General features: G+C 53.6%; 16 protein-coding genes. 12 read left to right on the top strand and 4 right to left on the bottom strand.

Going from position 1 to position 19,970, the window contains the following annotated elements:
• Positions 1 to 20: 20 nt before the first annotated feature.
• The 12 genes from RCF31_RS03520 to RCF31_RS03465 all read left to right on the top strand — a co-directional run bounded on the left by RCF31_RS03520 (position 21) and on the right by RCF31_RS03465 (position 16,028).
• Positions 21 to 1,121 (top strand): ABC transporter permease, encoded by a 1,101-nt coding sequence (locus tag RCF31_RS03520; RefSeq protein WP_084874704.1) that lies wholly within the window; start codon positions 21 to 23, stop codon positions 1,119 to 1,121.
• Positions 1,118 to 2,218 carry a substrate-binding domain-containing protein gene (locus tag RCF31_RS03515; protein ID WP_299452922.1) on the top strand — a complete coding sequence of 367 codons (1,101 nt, stop codon included), beginning with the start codon at positions 1,118 to 1,120 and terminating at the stop codon, positions 2,216 to 2,218. Before RCF31_RS03520 ends, RCF31_RS03515 begins: the two co-directional genes overlap by 4 nt.
• A gap of 14 nt (positions 2,219 to 2,232) precedes the next feature.
• Positions 2,233 to 3,066, top strand: coding sequence for an SMP-30/gluconolactonase/LRE family protein (locus tag RCF31_RS03510; protein WP_416412512.1), 834 nt, complete (start codon positions 2,233 to 2,235; stop codon positions 3,064 to 3,066).
• Between the two features lie 283 nt (positions 3,067 to 3,349).
• Positions 3,350 to 4,348, top strand: a complete 999-nt coding sequence (gene yiaK, locus RCF31_RS03505; RefSeq protein WP_416412511.1) for a 3-dehydro-L-gulonate 2-dehydrogenase — start codon at positions 3,350 to 3,352, stop codon at positions 4,346 to 4,348.
• A gap of 14 nt (positions 4,349 to 4,362) precedes the next feature.
• On the top strand, positions 4,363 to 4,839 hold the full coding sequence (locus RCF31_RS03500; protein WP_299452928.1) for a YhcH/YjgK/YiaL family protein: 477 nt from the start codon (positions 4,363 to 4,365) through the stop codon (positions 4,837 to 4,839).
• Positions 4,836 to 6,131, top strand: a complete 1,296-nt coding sequence (locus RCF31_RS03495) for an MFS transporter (protein ID WP_084874712.1) — start codon at positions 4,836 to 4,838, stop codon at positions 6,129 to 6,131. The genes RCF31_RS03500 and RCF31_RS03495 overlap by 4 nt, the downstream gene beginning before the upstream one ends.
• Positions 6,128 to 7,609 (top strand): FGGY-family carbohydrate kinase, encoded by a 1,482-nt coding sequence (locus tag RCF31_RS03490; protein WP_416412510.1) that lies wholly within the window; start codon positions 6,128 to 6,130, stop codon positions 7,607 to 7,609. Before RCF31_RS03495 ends, RCF31_RS03490 begins: the two co-directional genes overlap by 4 nt.
• Positions 7,606 to 8,262, top strand: coding sequence for a 3-keto-L-gulonate-6-phosphate decarboxylase UlaD (gene ulaD / locus RCF31_RS03485; RefSeq protein ID WP_416412509.1), 657 nt, complete (start codon positions 7,606 to 7,608; stop codon positions 8,260 to 8,262). The genes RCF31_RS03490 and ulaD overlap by 4 nt, the downstream gene beginning before the upstream one ends.
• Complete coding sequence (locus RCF31_RS03480) at positions 8,259 to 9,119, top strand: L-ribulose-5-phosphate 3-epimerase (RefSeq protein WP_299452937.1); 861 nt, start codon at positions 8,259 to 8,261, stop codon at positions 9,117 to 9,119. Before ulaD ends, RCF31_RS03480 begins: the two co-directional genes overlap by 4 nt.
• Positions 9,116 to 9,814 (top strand): L-ribulose-5-phosphate 4-epimerase, encoded by a 699-nt coding sequence (gene araD / locus RCF31_RS03475; RefSeq protein WP_416412508.1) that lies wholly within the window; start codon positions 9,116 to 9,118, stop codon positions 9,812 to 9,814. Before RCF31_RS03480 ends, araD begins: the two co-directional genes overlap by 4 nt.
• A 137-nt stretch (positions 9,815 to 9,951) precedes the next feature.
• Positions 9,952 to 15,213 carry a CHAT domain-containing protein gene (locus tag RCF31_RS03470; protein ID WP_416412507.1) on the top strand — a complete coding sequence of 1,754 codons (5,262 nt, stop codon included), beginning with the start codon at positions 9,952 to 9,954 and terminating at the stop codon, positions 15,211 to 15,213.
• Positions 15,214 to 15,245: 32 nt separating this feature from the next.
• Positions 15,246 to 16,028 (top strand): CHAP domain-containing protein, encoded by a 783-nt coding sequence (locus RCF31_RS03465; RefSeq protein WP_416412506.1) that lies wholly within the window; start codon positions 15,246 to 15,248, stop codon positions 16,026 to 16,028.
• Positions 16,029 to 16,101: 73 nt separating this feature from the next.
• Here the strand turns inward: RCF31_RS03465 and kbaY are convergent, their stop codons facing one another.
• The 4 genes from kbaY to nagA form a co-directional block, all read right to left on the bottom strand.
• Positions 16,102 to 16,959 carry a tagatose-bisphosphate aldolase subunit KbaY gene (kbaY, locus tag RCF31_RS03460; RefSeq protein WP_416412505.1) on the bottom strand — a complete coding sequence of 286 codons (858 nt, stop codon included), beginning with the start codon at positions 16,957 to 16,959 and terminating at the stop codon, positions 16,102 to 16,104.
• On the bottom strand, positions 16,959 to 18,128 hold the full coding sequence (locus RCF31_RS03455; RefSeq protein ID WP_416412504.1) for an SIS domain-containing protein: 1,170 nt from the start codon (positions 18,126 to 18,128) through the stop codon (positions 16,959 to 16,961). The genes kbaY and RCF31_RS03455 overlap by 1 nt, the downstream gene beginning before the upstream one ends.
• 297 nt (positions 18,129 to 18,425) lie before the next feature.
• Positions 18,426 to 18,662: a hypothetical protein gene (locus RCF31_RS03450; protein WP_299452950.1), complete on the bottom strand. Its 237-nt coding sequence runs from the start codon at positions 18,660 to 18,662 to the stop codon at positions 18,426 to 18,428.
• A gap of 169 nt (positions 18,663 to 18,831) precedes the next feature.
• Positions 18,832 to 19,959, bottom strand: coding sequence for an N-acetylglucosamine-6-phosphate deacetylase (gene nagA, locus RCF31_RS03445; protein ID WP_416412503.1), 1,128 nt, complete (start codon positions 19,957 to 19,959; stop codon positions 18,832 to 18,834).
• Positions 19,960 to 19,970 lie beyond the last annotated feature (11 nt).

Genomic DNA, 19,970 nt, shown 5'->3' with positions numbered 1-19,970 from the left:
AGGAAGGCAGGAGAAAAATTATGTCGAAAACATCCGTAAAATCCACCGCGCTGGAGCAGCGGGTAAACCTGGCTCAGCATGGCTTTGCCCCCTGGTCGATGCAGATTATGACCCGCTATGGCCTGCTGCTGCTGTGCGTGCTGCTGACCCTGCTGTTTTCCGTATTATCACCGTCGTTCGCCACCATGCTGACGTTACAGGCAATCCTTGCCAGCAAGGCCAAAATTGCCCTGCTGGCGCTGGCGGCCACGCTGCCGATGATCGTCGGCAAGATCGACCTTAACGTCGGTTTCGGTATTGTGCTGTGGCACATCCTCGCCATCACCTTACAGGTGGAATATGGCTTCTCGTGGCAGATGGCGGTGCTGACGGTGCTGGCGATCTCGGCGTTGTATGGCCTGCTTAACGGCATTCTGGTGGCGTTAGCGGATATTGATAGCTTTGTCGCTACCCTCGGTTCCGGCACCGTGCTGTACGCGGTGGCGTTGTGGCACTCCGGTGGACGCCAGATTGTCGGCGATTTGCCCGATGCTTTCAGTGCGCTGCACCATACCGAGCTGTTTGGTATCCCGATTGGCGCGTTCTATGTGCTGGCAGTGGCAATCGTGCTGTGGCTGATTACCGAACACACCCCGCTCGGACGCTGCATGTATGCGGTCGGTGGCAATCCTACTGCGGCACGCCTGAACGGTATCGCGGTGAACAAATACATCATCGGCACCTTTATCGCCTCCAGCGTCCTCACCGGTTTCAGTGGCGTACTGATTGCTGCCGAACAGGGTGTCGGCCAGGCCAGCGTCGGGATGGATTATCTGTTGCCTGCGCTGGTCGGGGCGTTCCTCGGCAGTACCACCATTCGTCCGGGACGGGTGAACGTCTGGGGCACCGTGGTGGGTATTGCGATCCTCGCCATTGGTATTGCCGGTATTCAGCAGTTTGGCGGTGACTTCTGGGTCGAACCGTTGTTCAACGGGGCCACGTTGTTGCTGTCGATTACCCTTGCCGGTTACGCCCAGCGTCGCCGCATGTTGAACCAAAAAGCGGTGGTGCGCAGCCAAAGCGCGCCTGCCTCTGCACCTGACCATAAACAAAAAACCATCACACCAGGGAATTCATTATGAAAAATAAGGCATTGGGTCTGACATTTGCCGCCATGCTGGTGGCATCAGTGACCGCGCACGCAGACAGTTACCTCGACCAGGCGACCGCGGCAGTGGCAAAAGCCACCGCCAGTTCCAGCACCTGGGATGGGCCGACCACCGGACCAAAACTGCAGGCCAACAAGAAAATCATTTTTATCGCGTCCGACATGAAGAACGGCGGGGTGCAGGGAGTGCAGCAGGGATTAAGCGAGGCGGCTAAGGTTGCGGGCTGGAAACTGGAAACCCTCGATGGCGGCGGCTCGGTCAAAGATCAGCTCGCGGCGCTGAATCAGGCGATTGCCCAGCGCCCGGACGGCATTGTGATTGGTGGCTGGAACCCGAACGTGGCGAAAATCCCGCTGAAAAAAGCCAAAGAACAAAAAATCGTGCTGATGGCGTGGCATGCCGAACCGCAACCCGGACCGATTGAGAAATACGGCGTGACGGACAATATCACTTCGGATTCAAACGAGGTAGCGCGCCTGGCGGCGCAGTATGCGGTGGTGCGTTCGGGAGGCAAGGCGCAGGTGCTGATCTTTACCGATTCGCTGTATCAAATCGCGCTGGATAAGGCCAACACCATGAAGCAGGAAATTGAAAAATGCAGCGGTTGTAAGGTGGTTGAGTTTATCGATACGCCACTGGCCGATACCGCCAACCGCATGCCTTCCATGACCTTCAGCCTGTTGCAGAAATACGGCGATCATTTCCAGTATGCATTGTCGATCAATGATCTCTATTTCGACTTTATGGCACCGGCACTGAAAACCGCTGGCAAAGGCGGTAAAAATGCGCCGTTTAATATCTCGGCAGGAGACGGTTCCATCTCTGCCTTCCAGCGTATCCGTAATGACGACAGCCAAATTGCTACGGTAGCAGAACCGCTCAAGCTGCATGGCTGGCAATTGCTGGACGAATTTAACCGTGCCTTTGCCGGGCAGCCGTCATCGGGTTATGTCACACCAGCGCATCTGATCACCAAAGAAAATATCGCCAATGACGGCGGGCCGCAGAACAACTATGACCCGGCCAACAACTACCAGGGTCACTACAAAGCCATCTGGGGCGTGCAGTAACGGAGGCCAACATCATGCAGGTCGAAAAACTCTGTTCTCCTGCCATCTGGGCCGAAGGCCCGGTGTGGCTGCCACAGCAGGATGCGGTGGTGTTTAGTGATGTGAAGGGTAACCGTATGTTCCACTGGCAGCGTAACGGTGAACTCAGCCTGTGGCGTGCCAGCTCCAGCTATGCCAACGGCAACGCCCGCGATCAGGCGGGCCGGGTGGTGAGCTGTGAACATGGCCGCCGCGGCATCAGCCGCACCGAACATGACGGCAGCGTCACCATGCTGGTGGATCGGGTTGAAGGGAAACGCTTCAATTCGCCCAACGATCTGGTGGTGCGCTCTGATGGCACCATCTGGTTCACCGATCCGCCTTACGGCATCATCAACGATGAAGAGGGGTATCACGCTCACAGCCAGGTGATTGGCTGTTATCTCTACTGCTTCGATCCGGCCAGTGGGCAGCTCAGTATTGCGGCCAGCGATTTGCAACGCCCGAACGGGCTGGCGTTTTCCCCGGATGAAAGCCTGATGTATGTGGCCGATATGTCGGTGGTAGATTTCCCGACACTGGGCCGTCGTCAGCTGCGGGTTTACCAGGTGGATGGCCGGGAACTGGTGGCGGGGAGGTTCTTTGCTGAAGTGGCTCCGGGTTTTCCTGATGGCTTCTGCGTCGATAGTAATGGCGATATTTACTGTAGCTGCGCCGACGGGGTGATTATCTTCGACCGGCACGGTGAGACCATCGGCAAAATTCCGCTGCCGGAACGGGTATCGAACTGCACGCTCGGTGGCCCGGAAGGTAACGAACTGTATATCACCGCCACCACGTCGTTGTATCGGGTGCGGATCCGAAGGTAATAAGGCACATTCCGTAGCGGCGCGATTTATCGCGCAATCCCGTACGCGTTGTGGCAAAAATCCGCGCGATAAATCGCGCCGCTACGACCCGGCTTCGCCACGCCTGAAGATCGGCCAGTTTGCGGGCGATCACAAAAGCAGATCAAATTTTTATTTGATTGATTTTTAAGTAAAAAATTCCCACCCATTTCTTTGACTCTCCACAGCTTTCCCCATACGATTTATTTGAAATGACATTCCAACATATGAAATTTAAAGCGTAGCGCTGGGGAGTGAGTGCCGTATGAGAATCAGTTATCAGCAGTTGTATGAGGAATTCCTGCGTGTCCTGTTAAGCCGCAAGGTACCACAGGATAAGGCCACCGACTGTGCGGCGATGTTTGCCGAAACCAGTCTCAACGGCGTCTATTCTCATGGCGTAAATCGGTTCCCGCGTTTTATTCAGCAGCTGGATGCCGGGCATATCGTGGCTGACGCCGCGGCAAAAAAAGTGCTGTCGCTGGGTGCCATCGAGCAGTGGGATGCGCAACGCGGCATCGGCAATATCACCGCTCGCAACATGATGGATCGCGCTATCGAGCTGGCCAGCGATCACGGCATTGGTCTGGTGGCGCTGCGCAACGCGAATCACTGGATGCGTGGCGGCAGCTATGGCTGGCAGGCGGCAGAGAAGGGGTTTGTCGGCATTTGCTGGACTAACTCGATTGCGGTGATGCCGCCGTGGGGGGCGAAAAACTGTGCCATCGGCACCAACCCGCTGATTGTCGCAGTGCCTGGCGAGCCGATCACCATGGTGGATATGTCCATGTCGATGTTTTCCTACGGCATGCTCGAGGTGAACCGTCTGGCGGGCAAAACCCTGCCGGTGGATGGCGGTTTCGACGATGAAGGCAACTACACCCGCGATCCTGGCACCATCGAAAACAACCGCCGCATCCTGCCGATGGGCTACTGGAAAGGCTCGGCGCTGTCCGTGGTGCTGGATATGCTCGCCACGCTGCTCTCCAACGGCGCATCCGTCACCGAAGTAACCGAAGACAACGGTGACGAATTTGGCATCTCGCAGGTGTTTATCGCCATTGATGTTGACCGCCTGATCGATGGTGAAACCCGCGACCACAAACTGCAACGTATTCGCGCGTCGATTACCGGCGCTGAACGCGCCGATAGTCAGCAGGCGGTGCGTCTGCCGGGCGAAAGATTCCCGGTGCTGCGGGCGGAAAACCAGCGCCTCGGCATCCCGGTGGATGAGCGTGTCTGGACACGCATCCAGGCGCTGTAACGGAGGAGCTACCGATGATTACCGGACATATCGCTAACACTGACGCCCGTCATTATCCACCGGCTATCGCCCGGGCGATTGCGTATCTCGCCAGCCACGATCTGGCAAACATCGCCGCCGGACGCTACGTAGACAGCGCCACCGGCTGGCAGGTGCAGGTGCTGGATCTGCAAACCGCCCCGGCGCAGGAAAACTACCCGGAAGCCCATCGCCACCATATTGATGTGCAATATCTGGTGTCGGGTGACGAGGTGATTGGCGTGGCGAATCAGCCCGCCAGCCTGAGCATCCATCAACCCTATGATGAAAACCGCGACATCATTTTTTATCAGCATGCCCCGGATGAAACCCTGATCCGCATGGTGCCCGGCACTTTTGCGGTGTTCTTCCCGCAGGATATTCACCGCCCTAACTGTGCCCCGCACCAGCCTGCGGCGATCCGCAAGGTGGTGGTGAAGATCCCGACTACCGCACTGGAGGGGACAGCATGAGTCTGACGTCTACCGCACTGACCCGTGAAGGCGTACCGTCGCTGCGCTGGCTGCGTATCATTCCGCCGATTCTGATCACCTGCATCATCTCGTATATGGATCGCGTCAATATTGCTTTTGCCATGCCGGGAGGGATGGATGCCGAGCTGGGCATCAGCGCCTCAATGGCAGGGCTGGCAGGCGGCATCTTCTTTATTGGTTATCTGTTCCTGCAAGTGCCGGGCGGCAAGCTGGCGGTGTACGGCAACGGCAAACGTTTTATTGGCTGGTCGCTGCTGGCCTGGGCGGTGATCTCGATTCTCACCGGGCTGGCGACCAGTCAGTATCAGCTGCTGGCGTTGCGCTTTGCCCTTGGCGTGGCGGAAGGCGGCATGCTGCCGGTGGTGCTGACGATGATCGGCAACTGGTTCCCGGATAAAGAGCGAGGCCGCGCCAATGCCATCGTCATTATGTTTGTGCCGATCGCTGGGATTATTACCGCGCCGCTGTCTGGCTGGATCATCACCAACTGGGACTGGCGCATGCTGTTCTTTGTTGAAGGGGTGCTGTCGGTATTCGTCATGGCACTGTGGCTGTTCACCATCAGCAACCGTCCGCAGGAAGCTAAATGGATCTCTCCGGCGGAGAAGCAGTACCTGATCAAGACCCTGCATGACGAACAGTTGATGATCAAAGGCCAGAACACCCGCAAAGCCTCGCTGAGCCGGGTGATGCGCGAGCCGGTGATGTGGCGACTGATTCTGGTGAATTTTTTCTATCAGACCGGGATCTACGGCTACACCCTGTGGCTGCCGACCATCCTCAAAGGGCTGACCAACGGCAATGCTGAGAAAGTGGGGATGCTGGCGATTCTGCCGTATGTCGGGGCGATCTTTGGCATGTTTCTGTTCTCGTCGCTGTCCGATGCCAGCGGTCGCCGCAAGATCTTCGTCGCACTGCCGCTGGCGGGTTTTGCCCTGTGTATGGCGCTGTCAGTGCTGTTGCAGGCTCATGTCTGGTGGTCCTATGCCGCGCTGGTGGGTTGCGGGGTGTTTATCCAGTCGGCTGCCGGGGTGTTCTGGAGCATTCCGCCGCGTCTGTTTAATGCGGAAGTGGCGGGCGGCGCGCGTGGTCTGATCAATGCGCTGGGCAATCTCGGCGGTTTCTGTGGTCCGTATATGGTGGGCGTGTTGATTGCTGAGTACAGCAAGGATGCCGGGGTTTATAGCCTGGCGATCTCGCTGGCGATTGCTTCCGTGCTGGCGTTGACGTTACCGGCACGCTGTGACTCCGTGAAGCGGGAGGCTGCATGAACAGCTGGTTAGGACTGGACTGCGGCGGCACCTTTATTAAGGCTGGGTTGTATGACGCGCAGGGCCGCGAACTGGCGGTGGCGCGGCAAAATTTGCCGGTGCTGGTACCGGAGCCGGGCAGAGCCGAACGCGATATGACCCAGCTGTGGCAACAGGCGGCGGCGGTGATCCGCAAGGTGCTGACGCAAAGCGGGCAGGATGCGGCGCAGGTGGCAGGCATAGGTATCTCCGCACAGGGCAAAGGGCTGTTCCTACTGGATAAGCAACATCAGCCACTCGGCAATGGCATCCTGTCATCCGACCGGCGTGCGCTGGCGTTGGTGCAGCAGTGGCAACGTGACGGCATGCCGCAACAGCTTTATCCGCAGACGCGTCAGACGCTGTGGACCGGTCATCCGGTGTCGCTGCTGCGCTGGATCAAACAACATGAACCCCAGCGTTATGCCGCCATCGGCAGCGTACTGATGGCGCATGATTACCTGCGCTTCTGTCTGACCGGGGAGCTGGCGTGTGAAGAGACCAACATCTCTGAATCCAATCTGTATGACATGCAGAGCGGCAGCTGGTCAGCGGCGCTGGCACAGGCGTTAGCCATCGATGAAATCATCCCGGCGCTGCCGCCGATTATGGGTCCGACGCAGATTGCCGGTCATATCACCGCAGAGGCGGCGGCACTGACCGGCCTGCGTGCGGGCACCCCGGTGGTAGGTGGCTTGTTTGATGTGGTCTCCACCGCGGTCTGTGCCGGGTTGCATGATGAAACCCGGCTGAACGCGGTGATGGGCACCTGGTCAGTCACCAGCGGCATTACCGATCGCATCATCGATGAAGCGAATTACCCGTTTGTCTATGGCCGCTACGCCATTGATGACCAGTTCATCATTCATGACGCCAGCCCGACTTCGGCGGCGAACCTGGAATGGTTTTGTCAGCAATGGGGCATTGAGGATTACCAGCAGCTGAATAACTGGGTGGCGGAATTGCCCGCAGCCAGCAGCTCGTTGCTGTTCCTGCCGTTCCTGTATGGCTGCAATGCCGGAGCCGATCTGCACGGCAGTTTCTTTGGACTCCAGGCGGGCCATAGCCGTGCACATCTGGTGCAGGCGATCTATGAAGGCGTGGTGTTCTCGCACCTGACCCATCTCAACCGTATCCGCCAGCGTTTCCCGCGCGCCACCGCCCTGCGCCTGAGCGGTGGGCCGACCCGTTCCGCTCCCTGGATGCAAATGTTTGCCGACGCCAGCGGGATGCCAGTCGAAGTGCCGCAGATCGCCGAGAGCGGTTGTCTCGGCGCGGCGCTGGTGGCCCTGACCGGCACCGGTGCGTATGCCTCGCTGCAACAGGCGCAGCAGGCGCTTAACCCGGAGATTGTGACCTGGCAACCGGACAGTACCCGACACGCCCGTTATCAACAGAAATATCAACGTTATCAGCAGCTGGTGCAGGCTCTGGCGGCTGTACAAGGAGAGACCCCATGAGCCTTCCTTTGCTCCAGCTGGCGCTGGATCACACCGACCTTGATGCCGCACTCAGCACCGCGCAGCAGCTGTATCAGCAGGTCGATATCATCGAAGCCGGTACCATTTTGTGTTTCAGCGCGGGGATTGAGGCGGTACGCCGTCTGCGCCAGCAGCATCCGGGCAAAACCCTGGTGGCCGATTTTAAAGTGGCGGATGCCGGAGCCACGCTGGCCCGCATGGCATTCGACGCCGGTGCTAACTGGATGACGGTAATTTGTGCCGCGCCACTGGCGACTTTCGCCACCGCACTGGAGGTGGCGCGCGAGTATCAGGGCGATATCCAGATCGAACTCTTTGGACACTGGACGCTGGACGATGCACGGCAGTGGCGCAGCCTCGGGCTGACGCAGGCCATTTACCACCGGGGCCGCGATGCGCAGGCCAGTGGTCAGCAGTGGAGTCAGCAGGATCTGGATGCAATGCAGGCGTTATCGGATATGGGGTTTGCGCTTTCCATTACCGGGGGGATCACCCCGGCCGAACTGCCGCAGTTTCGCAATATCGACGTAAAGGCGTTTATCGCCGGGCGCGCGCTGAGTGACAGTGTCACCGGCGTGGAGACCGCCAGCCAATTTCATCAGGCCATTGCCAACATCTGGGGAACACCATGAAACGCCAGCATCCACTGGGAATCTATGAGAAAGCGCTGCCTGCCCATCTGACCTGGCCGGAACGCCTCGCGCTGGCGAAAGCCTGCGGCTTCGACTTTGTCGAAATGTCGGTCGATGAGACCGATGAACGGCTGGCACGGCTGGACTGGAGCAAAGAGCAGCGTCTGTCGCTGGTTAACGCGATGATCGAAACCGGCGTCACTATTCCGTCGATGTGCCTGTCGGGGCATCGCCGCTTTCCATTCGGCAGCCACGATGCGGCGACGCGTCAGCGCGCCGATGACCTGATGGATAGGGCGATCCAGCTGGCTAAGGATGTCGGTATTCGCACCATCCAGCTGGCGGGCTATGACGTCTACTACGAACCACACGATGCCGGGACAGTGGAACGCTTTGCCGCCGGGTTATCGCGCGCGGTGGAACGTGCGGCGGCGGCCCAGGTGATGCTGGCGGTGGAAATTATGGATACCGAATTTATCAACGCCATCAGCAAATGGAAGGTGTGGGAGCAGCAGCAGGCTTCGCCGTGGTTCTCAGTCTATCCCGATGTCGGCAACCTCAGCGCCTGGGGCAATGACGTCACCGCCGAACTGACGCTGGGCATTGATCGTATCGCTGCCATCCATCTGAAGGATACCCAGCCGGTGACCACCGATTCGCCCGGCCAATTCCGCGATGTGCCATTTGGTCAGGGATGCGTCGATTTTGTCAGCGTGTTCCGCACGCTCAAACAGCTGAACTATCGCGGTGCGTTTCTGATTGAAATGTGGACGGAAAAAGCCGAGGAGCCGGTCGCGGAGATCGTGCAGGCGCGCCGCTGGATTGAACAGAAAATGCAGGAAGGGGGATTATTATGAGTTTATCAACGTTGAAACAACAGGTGCTGGACGCCAATCTGGCGTTGCCGCGCCATCACCTCGTCACCTTTACCTGGGGTAATGTCAGCGCCATCGATCGCGCCAGTGGCCTGGTGGCGATTAAGCCCTCCGGCGTGGAGTATGACGGCATGACGGTGGAGGATATCGTGGTGCTGGAACTGGAAAGCGGACGCATCGTTGAAGGTAGCAAGAAACCGTCGTCGGATACCGCCACTCATCTGGCGTTGTATCGTGCTTTTGCCGATATCGGCGGCATTGTGCATACCCATTCACGCCATGCCACCATCTGGTCACAGGCCGGGCAGGACTTGCCCGCCTGGGGCACCACCCACGCCGACTATTTCTACGGCACCATCCCCTGTACCCGTTTGATGACCGAGCAGGAAATCGTCAATCAGTACGAACACAACACCGGCGAGGTCATTATTGAAACCTTCCGTTCGCGCGGTATCAGCCCGACGGCGATCCCGGCAGTGTTGGTCAATGCCCATGGTCCCTTCGCTTGGGGTAAAGACGCCGATAACGCGGTACACAACGCGGTGGTGCTGGAAGAGATTGCCTATATGGGGATTTTCTCGCGCCAGCTGACCCCGGGGATAAAAGATATGCCGCAGGATTTGCTGGATAAGCATTTCCTCAGGAAACACGGGGTGAATGCCTATTACGGGCAGTAAACCGGCTCGTGTACCATGAGCGCCTCACTGAGGCGTTCATTGTCTGTGTGATAGCGAACATATTTTATTTATCACAGCAAACAAATTTCACTCCGCAACTATATACTCAGTTGAAACCGGCTTGCGGACAATTCGTTATGCTGATAATAAATAATAAAAATCAATACTTTCATAAACGTTCTGATTTATTGCCATGGTTGTGGCAAGCATTGGTAATTTTTTTGCTTTTACATTCTGATAATTGTTGGCCCGATACTATCAGTTCCTCCCCGCCTTTTTCCGCATCCCAATGCCATGATGAGTCAGATAAGCAGCTTAAGGCCCGCTGTTTGTTACATCATATTGATCTGATTGGAGATCAGGCCGCTCGTGAGGGGCTGGAACGTAATCACTATCGACAAACGGCGGCAGATGCACTTACCACTTTTGCGCACACGGATTCTGACTTCCTCATCAGAGGGCGATTTAATCTTGCATGGGCTGATGATCCCGATAACAGTGTTTTTACCGGAGCGGAGGAGAATTCTGACGTTAATCAGGTTATCCGGTCATATCAGCAGGTCTGCCCGGAATCAGAGTATGGTGGAACAGATAATGCGATTGGTATGACAGCGTTAATCTGCTCGGTGGTACGTTTACGGTTGCATGTATTAAACAATGGGCTGGAACAGGTTACACCTGATGAACACGAAATCGGCGAAATAACGCGATTTTTGCAACATTTTTCCATCATGCAGTCTGATAATAAACTAACGGATGATGATGCGCGCCTGGCCCGGCGTCTGGTCGTTATCGGTATGGGGATTGCCGCAGCGGAAAGGGCAGATTCTGCAACCGATCAGGCTATTGGTTACTCAATGCTGGCGTTGAAAGTTGCCGAGGCGCAAGCCAGGCTTGCTACACCGGACTATGAAGCCATCGCATTTGCAACCAACATCGCTGAATTAGTGAATATATCAGGGCCGATCGGCGGGACACGCCAGAATCCAGCCATTCAACTTACGCGGTTTGCCCACGAATTAGCTACCCGTTATTTTCCTGCAAAACATGCTGTTGTCATAGCCATCAATGAAGCACTTGCAAATATGGACATTGATATTGCCACGGATCCAGCTTATCCCGACGCTGTGCGTGCTGAGTCAGCAGGTCAGGCGCGACAGCTTGCGAACGTTTTATTCAACAGTGCATTTCTGATTACAGACCCCGAACTTCAGGATCAGCGGTTGAAGGTAGTTGAACAGATGTATCAACGCCTTGAGGATTCTGATCATACTTATGAAGTCATCATGAAACGTTATCAACTTGCTCTTGATAATAAGGCTGATTCCAGCGCGGCTATAAAACAGGCTGCCTCTGTGGTTGCCAGCCTGAGCCAAAATGAAAAATATCGCGAGCAGGAGGCTAATTTAAGGCAGAAATTACTGGAACAGCTCGATGCTCTGCCCGATAACAGCAAAGGTTTAGCCGCTACTCTCTATGATGCTATTGAAGTTTTATCACCGACCGTGATTCACCTGCCACCCTGTGAAGGTTTAATGCAGCTACAAGTAATGAAGAGAATTAACGCACACGGCAAAAAACTGGCACAACAGCATGGTATTAACGCAGGCAAGACGGCAGGAGCATTTGATCCGCAACTGGATTTTATTTTCCAGCTGGAATCAGCAACCGTGTCTATGGGCAGGGAATGCAAAAACCTATCAGCCTCATCGCATACAGATGAGATTATCACCAGACAGGTTGATGAATTTTTGGTTGAAGATTTTGGCTTTAAGACAATAGACCAATTACAACAGGCATCAATACTGTTAAAGCAAATTATCCTCAGAGATGAAATAAAAGGTGACTCGTTGTTTATTAATGCATCAGACCATGATCTCAACCAACCAGCTCTGCATATTATTAACAAAATAGAGGAGGTAATGAAAGATAATCCACTTCGGCAACAACCTGTCTGGGATCAGTTTATTGCTCTGGAGATCAAGTGGTTAATGCTGGTTGGACAGGTTGATAGTGCGAATCAACGTTTACTCCAGCATGACATGGAAGTGTCACAGCAAAAAAATGAGGAGAGCCTGCTTTATACATTAGCAATGTATCCACATTATTTAAAAAATCAGACTACCCCCATGAAATGGCCGGAGAGCGCTTACCGAAATCTGATTGATGCCATGTGTAAAACCGGGGATATAACAGGAGCGATTAGTTTATTGAAATATCAAACAGACCTGGATTCGGCATTAAGCCGGGATCGGATTATAAGCTCCCTGACTCAGTTCAAGCCTGGTACTAAAGTTTTAGATTGGCTCCATAATCTAACAATAAATGAAAAAAATGATTGGAATAGGGACGCAATATTCGCACAAATGACGTCGTTCACATCAGTGAATACTATATCATCGCAAAGCGCACAACCTGATGCCGTTAAGAATAGTGCACAGATTTTATCTGCTGCAGAAAGTATTACCAATCCACTACTTCGGATGATGAGGTATCAGTCAGTTATAACTAATTTCAACCAGTTGCATAATAAAACTGCCGCGGATGATGCTGTACAGCGTGCCCAGAAACTATTTGTTTCAATGAACAGGACTGAACGTCATATAGTTGCAGAGTCCTTTTTTTTAACGCTGACCAATACCATTGGACTTGATGCAGCGGTTAACCGGGCCAGAGCACTGACTTTGCAGGTGAGTGATAATTCCGAGCTCAATGATTATCAGCGAGAAGAGATGCAGACACAGATTGCCAGTCTGAGTAATCATGAATTGAATATTTACTACCTGGCTATTTCTGGGGTTATTAAATCTGCGGTGGCACAGGGTAAAACCGATTTCATAACCAGGGCATTGAAGGACATCAGGGATAGTGGCGGTAAAGAAATTTCCACCAAAATAGCTTTCAAGGCGTTGGAATATGCCAATAGTTTAAAAACTCCTTCGAGTGAGTCAGGTAGCGAAGCACTGACTGTTTACCTGAGTGTCAATGGCTATGATTACTGGCATTGGGAGGATGTTAAAACCTATATTACCGCAATAAATAGCGATAATCTTTCACCTGAAGTGGAGAGGTTAGTAAATAATTTGTCACACTTTGAAGATAAGTCAAAATTTCTTGCTTATGTGGCTAAACAAAATCCCTCACTGGATGCAAATAAATGGGCCAAACAGGCAGTAGATATCGCTATGCGGATACCTGAACGCCGGTCACGTATATCAACATTATCAGCAATTGCATCTGATACAGCGAATCTGCCAGATACACAAGTCTCTTCTCGTGCCATAAAATTAGCCTTGGATGACATGAACACCCCCTCTGCCAGTGATGTTGAAATTAATAACGCTTTTACCAGATTGCGAGAGTTTATTGATATTAACAAACCTGCATCAGATTTAGCGGCGCAGTTAGATTCGCTGGGATTTTTTGCCCGGTATTATGCTGAGAATGGGCGCGGGGAGCAGGTTAGCGAAATACTGACGATGGTTTCATCTTTCGCTCATATATCTGCTTTATCTGCACAAGCTGCGGACTTAATCAGTGAGTTGACCAAAAACACTTCATATGAACAGCACATGCAGCAATGGGCGGAGCACCTTCGCACTCGGGCACTCACGGAGCCTGAAACGGTGTTGCAGGAGATTGAAGATACCAGTAGCTACAGCTTTAACAATGAGACTATTGATGTTGGTGTTGAAATCTATGAACTGGGTGTTTCACTGAGTCGGCAGCTGAATACCGGGTCTGGATTCCGGCCATCTTATGGCATCAGAACCCATCCCCAGCAGCTGACCCTGATTAGTCCATCAATTGCTGATGGGTTATTAAATTTATTATTACGACAACAGAAACAACATCCAGAAAGGCAGAAAGTTATTGCCCGACGTGCTCTGGAGGTGATGGTTATGGCACAGCGAAGTGCGGCAGCTACTGCAATTATTCAGGCGGCAGTCAGGGAGCGTGAGGGAGGAAATATCCGGCAGCTACAGGATATTGATGCTGCTGCCAGAAACTGGCAGCGAGCACATGATCAAATGGCCAATGCGGTTGACCGTAATGCATCTCCCGATACACTTGCCACAATGATTAATACTTCGCTGAGTTATCGTCACTTTCTGGAAAAAAATAAAAAATCGGTACGTAATAATAATCGGGAGTATGTTAAGTTCGCTACTATGGCGGCCGCCAAAATTGCGAACACAAGCCAGCTGGTAAAACCTGATGAAGCATTGCTTATGTATCGTATCAGTGATGCGGGAATCTTTCTTAACGTTGTTACTGCGGACGATGCCCGGCTGTTCGATTTAAGTACGCAGGATCTGAACATTAAAAAAATTTCGCTGCTTATTAAACGGATCAGAAATAGTGTGGCCGCGTTCGAAGAGACGAGTTATGTATTTGATTTCGCGGCATCATACCAATTGTATGAACAACTTATTGCCCGTGCCGAACCTTTATTAAAAGGTAAGACACACCTGAAAATTGTCCCTGATGGCGCGTTATCAACAATACCTTTTCAAATCTTATTAATGAAAGATCCCGGTAAATTGCAGCTGACTCCAGAAAGCATCAGACAGGCACCGTGGTTGGTTCGCCAATACTCAATTGAAGTCGTCCCGTCAATTATCACGCTGTTAATGCCCGTAAATTCTATGGTCTCTCCTGATAAAACATTTATCGGCTTCGGTGATCCGGCCTTTCCCGGATGGCAACCGCATGGGTGTAATGGCGTGGTATCGGATAGGCGTCTGAGATTGAAGAAAGTATCCGTTAATGATACGCCATCCTATTCTGTTGAGCCGTTGCCTGATACGGGTTGTTTGTTGCATACATTGGCAAAAGAATTGGGTGAGGATAATGAAAATATTATTCTCGGGTCAGCTGCGACTGAAGATAAGGTGAAACAGCTCTCTGATGAGAATATCTTGCGTCGCTATCGCATTATTTCCTTTGCAACTCACGGATTAATGACCGGAGAAAAGGAGGTAGCTGAACCCGGTTTGGTATTAAGTCCACCCGCGGATGAGGGGCTTCAGGATGGCTATCTTGGTACGAGTGAAATTATCAATTTGTCACTGAATGCCGACCTGGTCATCCTTTCTGCCTGTAACACTGCTTTAGGTGATGGCTGGGGAGGGAGTGGGGAAGCGTTTGATGGTCTCGCCAGTGCTTTTTTATTTGCCGGTGCACGTAACCTTTATGTCACTCACTGGCCGCTCGATTCACACGCCGCATCACATTTATTTTCTCAGGCAATAAAAAGCACAGATATGCGTAACGCGACTGGTCGTGATTACGCCGTAGCTCTGCGTGCGGCGGAATTGCAGCTATTAAATCAAGCGGCGACTCCCCGTGAAGCTAATCCAATGTATTGGGCACCAGTTTCATCTGTTGGTCAATAATCTGCTATTTCATTATTCACATCGGAGGCATTATGGAACGTAGAGAACTACTGAAATTGGCTCTGGCAGGTACGGTTATATTGGGTGGCGTTGGCAAAAAGGCCATTGCTGTTCCTGCAGGAACAGGTATAGATACCCCCGTGGTATTTCCTCCCGATGTTCCCGTGCCCTCACTGGAGGAAATTCTTGACTCTTTACCAACCTTACAGGGGGTTGCTCAAGCTTATGAGGAAGAGATCAGAAAAAGTAAACTTATTATGGATAACTGTCGTAATCGGACCACGCCCTTCGAAGTGGCAATGTATTATTGGCAATTACGCAGCGGTGAATTCAATCAACAGTTTGGTGCGGAAGCCAGTTCTTATGCTGAGGAGTGGCCAATACGTGCTAACCCGGTAATTGTACAGTTTTTCAATGCCACAACGCTTCACAAGCCTGTGGGGGATCAAACGGCATGGTGTGCTGCTTTTGCTTGTACCTGCATTGAAAAGGTGGCTCCGGGTAAAAGTACGAAAAGTGCAGCATCAAGTTCCTACCGCGAATGGGGAGAATCGACCAGCACCCCTAAGTGTGGAGATATCGTGGTTTTCCAGCATAAGACGAAACCCGGGCTCGGGCATGTTGGCTTTTACGTGGCTGAGGCCCCTGGAGGCGTTATGGTGTTAGGAGGAAACCAAATGCCACTGTGGAAAAAGCTGCCTGGTGGTACATATGAATCACGTAATACCGGTGAGGTAAATATAAAACTATTCCCGCTGGATGGTCATGAACTCAAACTGCATTCTTACAGAACCGATCCGATACTGCATAGCTGAGACCTAAAATTGCGTTTCGTCAGACTATTAGCACGACTGAGTATCAGCAGACTCAGCCGTGCCTAATCAGGTACTATTTCAGCCGATCCGCCGATCCACACACCAGAATCTTATCGCGCACTACCGCTTTCATCGCATCCATTCCCACCCGCAGATAGTAACGAGGATCGTTACCCTGTGGATTCTCGCCAAACCAGTGCTTTACCGCACCGGCAAAAGCGATTTTCAGTTCAGTGGCGACATTGACTTTGCACACGCCCAGCCCGATGGCGCGGCGGACGTAGTCATCCGGCACATCGCTGGCACCATGTAACACCAGCGGGATGTCGATGCGTTGCTGAATTTTTGCCAGCCGGTCAAAGTCAATTTTCGGCGTTTGGGTATAAAGACCATGCGCGGTGCCAATCGCCACCGCCAGGCTGTCTACCCCGGTTTGTTCGACGAACTGCCGTGCTTCATCGGGGTCGGTGAGAAACGCGCTTTCGTCACTGACCGCCATATCATCTTCTACGCCACCAAGGCGTCCCAGTTCCGCTTCGACGCTGCAATCGTGGCGATGACAGAAGTTCACCACTTCACGCGTCAGCCGCACGTTGTCGGCAAAGGGGAAATGGCTGCCGTCGATCATCGCACTGCGCACCCCGGCAGCGACTTTATTACCGATATCTTCAAGGGTTTCATGATGGTCGAGGTGCAGCGCCAGTGGCAGGCCGTAACTGGCTGAGTAAGCTTCGCACAGTGCAAAGATCTCTTTAAACGCAATGTGTTTAAAGGTGCCCGGCGTGCCCGCCAGAATCACCGGCGATTGCATTTCCTTGCAGACATCAAGGATCGCCTGAATGGTTTCGGCGTTATGGATATTAAACGCGGGCACGGCATAGCCGCGCGCCTGCGCATCCTGCAACAGATATTTGGTCGAGATTATGCCCATCAGTGTGCTTCCTTCTGCTGCTGCCATGGATGGATCACCACGCCCTGAACCACGCGATTCACCGTGCCGCTGGCGGAAGGGGTATCCGGAGTAATACCGGACTTCAGCGACGCCGTCAGCGCAAAGATCTGGGCATAGATCAGGAAGCAGAAGGCCAGCTCAATATCGTTCAGCGTCTGGGTAGTGGGTAAATAGAGATGCGGACCTGCTGCAACCTCGGCAGCAGGCTGGCTGGTGATGGCGACCACGCGCAGCGCGATCTTTTCACGATGCAGCTCGGTCAGCAGGTCAAGGTCGTACTGACGGGTATAGGGATGGCCGGACACGAACAGCACCACCAGGGTTTTATCATCAACCAGCGATTTAGGGCCATGACGGAAGCCAACCGGCGATTCGTAGAAGGCCGCCAGTTGTCCGGCGGTGAGTTCCAGCACCTTCAGCGCTGATTCGCGTGCTGCGCCTTGCAGGCTGCCACTGCCGAGATACACCACCCGTTGCCAGTCGAGATCGCCAAAGGCTGACTGGCTGAAATCGCCGTGGTTTTGAATGATCTTTTCGCAGCACTCGGTAACATGGCTGAAGCGCGGAGTATTGAACTGCTGCGGTGCAAAAATGGCCAGGCAGCTGAGCATCATAGTGCTAATGCTGCTGGTCATGGCAAAACCCCGATCATGGGTTTCCGCTGGCATCAGACGCGCTCTGGCGTTGTCATGCTCACTGGCAAAACGATACAAATCACCGGTGGCGTTGCAGGTAATGATCAGATGGCGGCAGTCGGGTACAAACTGATTGGCAAGTTGCACCGCCGCTACGCTTTCCGGGCTGTTACCGGAGCGGGCAAACGACACCAGCAGCAGGGGCTGATCGTCCGGAAAGTAGTCCATCGGATTGGTGACTAAATCGGTGGTGGGGATAGCGACCACATTAGCCCTGAGCTGACGCGCCAGATAAGGGGCGATGATATCGCCGATAAAGGCTGAGGATCCGGCACCCGTGAGGATAATCCGGCCATTGGGCTGGGCGTAGAAGGTAGCCAGCCAGTCATCCAGTTCGCCACGCTGCGCGTCAAGATGTTGCAGAGCGCTCATCCAGCTTGCCGGTTGTTGCCGAATCTCTTCCTCGGTCCAGGTTTGGGTTCCTGACATGTTGGCCGCAAGGGTTTCATTCATAACAATATCCTTAAGATTAAGCTGTTACTGAAAGCCAGTCCGATAGTTTCACTACCTTTCTTTTTGCTGTCGTTTGGTTATTTAAACGGATAAGGTAATCTACAAGAAAGGAAATGAAACTTCAATGTGAGAAGGAAAGAAAAGGAAAGGTGAGCGCCGTTACGCGATAAATCGCGTCGCAACAAATTTGTGCAGATGTGTTGGATTTTATTCAGGAGAAAGGCAGGTCAATGCTGAAAGATAACGAAGGGAGGTATTTAACGGAAAAAAAACAAAGCGGTAATAATATTTACCGCATTAACCAGAAATAAACATTAACCAGCCGATGATACTTACGGCAGACGTTAAAATATAGCCGACACCTTCGCCCGTCATATAACGACGCATGGTCATATCTAACTGACCTACTTTGACTTTTTCGCGTTGCTCGTCGTCAGTGGCGTTCAGGATAGTACGAAATGCCGCGATACCATTGGTAAGTAACAGCGAGCAAATAGCGGCAACGGTCAGGGTTAATACGTTATGCATGGTCATAGGCTTCAATCAGTTTGTCTGTCGAAGTTTTATTCTATGGTAAAAGCTGAAGCGCTTCAGTTCAAATTTAACTATCAATGTTATTGATCAAATAAAATGTGCGGTAATTGGCTCGGTCGGCATAAATGCCGACCCTACAGGTGGTAGCAGCGCCATTTATTGCGCACGCTTACCATACCGCCACACCCTTAACCCACAGCTGCTGGGGATACAGCTGGTCATTCAGCGCCAGCAGATTGGCCTGTTTCCCCGGCGCGAGGATGCCCAGCTGATGTGCTATGCCCAGCAGGCGCGCCGGATGCAGGCTGGCCATCTCAATCGCCTGTTGGCTGCTGACGCCGCCGTGGGCGACCATATTGCGTACCGCGGCATCCAGCGCCAGCGTGCTGCCAGCCAGACCCCCTTGCGCTGTGCGCACCACACCCGCCCGCATCTCCACATCGTGACCACAAATCGAGTACAACCCATCGGGCATCCCGGCGGCTCGCATGGCGTCAGTAATCAGAATGATGCGTTGCTGCGCGCATTGGCAGGTGAGACGCAGGACCGCCGGATGGACATGATGACCATCGGCGATCAGTTCCAGCCAGGCGCGCGTGTCGCTTAATCCAGCGCCCGTCATACCCGGTTCGCGATGATGCAAACCGCGCATGCCATTGAAGCAGTGCACCAGCCCATCGGCCCCGGCATCCAGTGCTGCCAGCGTCTGGTCATAACTGGCGGCGCTGTGCCCCAGCATCACCCGAATACCGCGTGCTTTCAGATGACGAATTGCCGCCAGCGCCGCAGGTTTTTCCGGGGCCAGCGCTACCATACGCAGCGTGCCTTGCGCCACCTCGATCAGTTGATCGATTTCGCTGATATCCAGCTCGCGGAACCATTCGGGCAGGTGTGCACCGCGATTTTCGGCGGTAAACCACGGCCCTTCAAGGTAGCTACCCAGCAGCTGAGCACCGGACGGATGATGGCGATAAGCAGCGATGCGCTTTAACGCCTCGATGATTTCTGGCAGCGGGGCGGTGACGGTGGTTGCCAGCCAGGCACCGACCCCTTCGCGTGCCTTGTGTTGTGCCAGTGTCAGCAGCGCCGAGGGATCGTCATCCATCACATCCACGCCCGCACCACCATGCACATGGGTATCGATATAGGCCGGACACAGCAGATCCACATCCCGTCGCATCTCGCCGGGGGCGATGGGCTGGATGGCGGTGATGCTGCCATCCACCAGGTGCAGCTGCTGCTCATCACGCCAGCCTTCCTCGCACAACAGCCGACGTGCCCGAATAATCTGTTCCATTTCTCTGGTTC

It is taken from the genome of Pantoea sp. App145 (assembly GCF_047947045.1).
Taxonomy (GTDB): Bacteria; Pseudomonadota; Gammaproteobacteria; order Enterobacterales; family Enterobacteriaceae; genus Pantoea.
This window is presented reverse-complemented; position numbering and strand designations above follow the sequence as displayed.

Coding starts and splice junctions, on each gene's coding strand:
- RCF31_RS03520 (WP_084874704.1), top strand. CDS start 21: ATGTCGAAAACATCCGTAAAATCCACCGCGCTGGAGCAGCGGGTAAAC.
- RCF31_RS03515 (WP_299452922.1), top strand. CDS start 1,118: ATGAAAAATAAGGCATTGGGTCTGACATTTGCCGCCATGCTGGTGGCA.
- RCF31_RS03510 (WP_416412512.1), top strand. CDS start 2,233: ATGCAGGTCGAAAAACTCTGTTCTCCTGCCATCTGGGCCGAAGGCCCG.
- yiaK (WP_416412511.1), top strand. CDS start 3,350: ATGAGAATCAGTTATCAGCAGTTGTATGAGGAATTCCTGCGTGTCCTG.
- RCF31_RS03500 (WP_299452928.1), top strand. CDS start 4,363: ATGATTACCGGACATATCGCTAACACTGACGCCCGTCATTATCCACCG.
- RCF31_RS03495 (WP_084874712.1), top strand. CDS start 4,836: ATGAGTCTGACGTCTACCGCACTGACCCGTGAAGGCGTACCGTCGCTG.
- RCF31_RS03490 (WP_416412510.1), top strand. CDS start 6,128: ATGAACAGCTGGTTAGGACTGGACTGCGGCGGCACCTTTATTAAGGCT.
- ulaD (WP_416412509.1), top strand. CDS start 7,606: ATGAGCCTTCCTTTGCTCCAGCTGGCGCTGGATCACACCGACCTTGAT.
- RCF31_RS03480 (WP_299452937.1), top strand. CDS start 8,259: ATGAAACGCCAGCATCCACTGGGAATCTATGAGAAAGCGCTGCCTGCC.
- araD (WP_416412508.1), top strand. CDS start 9,116: ATGAGTTTATCAACGTTGAAACAACAGGTGCTGGACGCCAATCTGGCG.
- RCF31_RS03470 (WP_416412507.1), top strand. CDS start 9,952: ATGCTGATAATAAATAATAAAAATCAATACTTTCATAAACGTTCTGAT.
- RCF31_RS03465 (WP_416412506.1), top strand. CDS start 15,246: ATGGAACGTAGAGAACTACTGAAATTGGCTCTGGCAGGTACGGTTATA.
- kbaY (WP_416412505.1), bottom strand. CDS start 16,959: ATGGGCATAATCTCGACCAAATATCTGTTGCAGGATGCGCAGGCGCGC.
- RCF31_RS03455 (WP_416412504.1), bottom strand. CDS start 18,128: ATGAATGAAACCCTTGCGGCCAACATGTCAGGAACCCAAACCTGGACC.
- RCF31_RS03450 (WP_299452950.1), bottom strand. CDS start 18,662: ATGACCATGCATAACGTATTAACCCTGACCGTTGCCGCTATTTGCTCG.
- nagA (WP_416412503.1), bottom strand. CDS start 19,959: ATGGAACAGATTATTCGGGCACGTCGGCTGTTGTGCGAGGAAGGCTGG.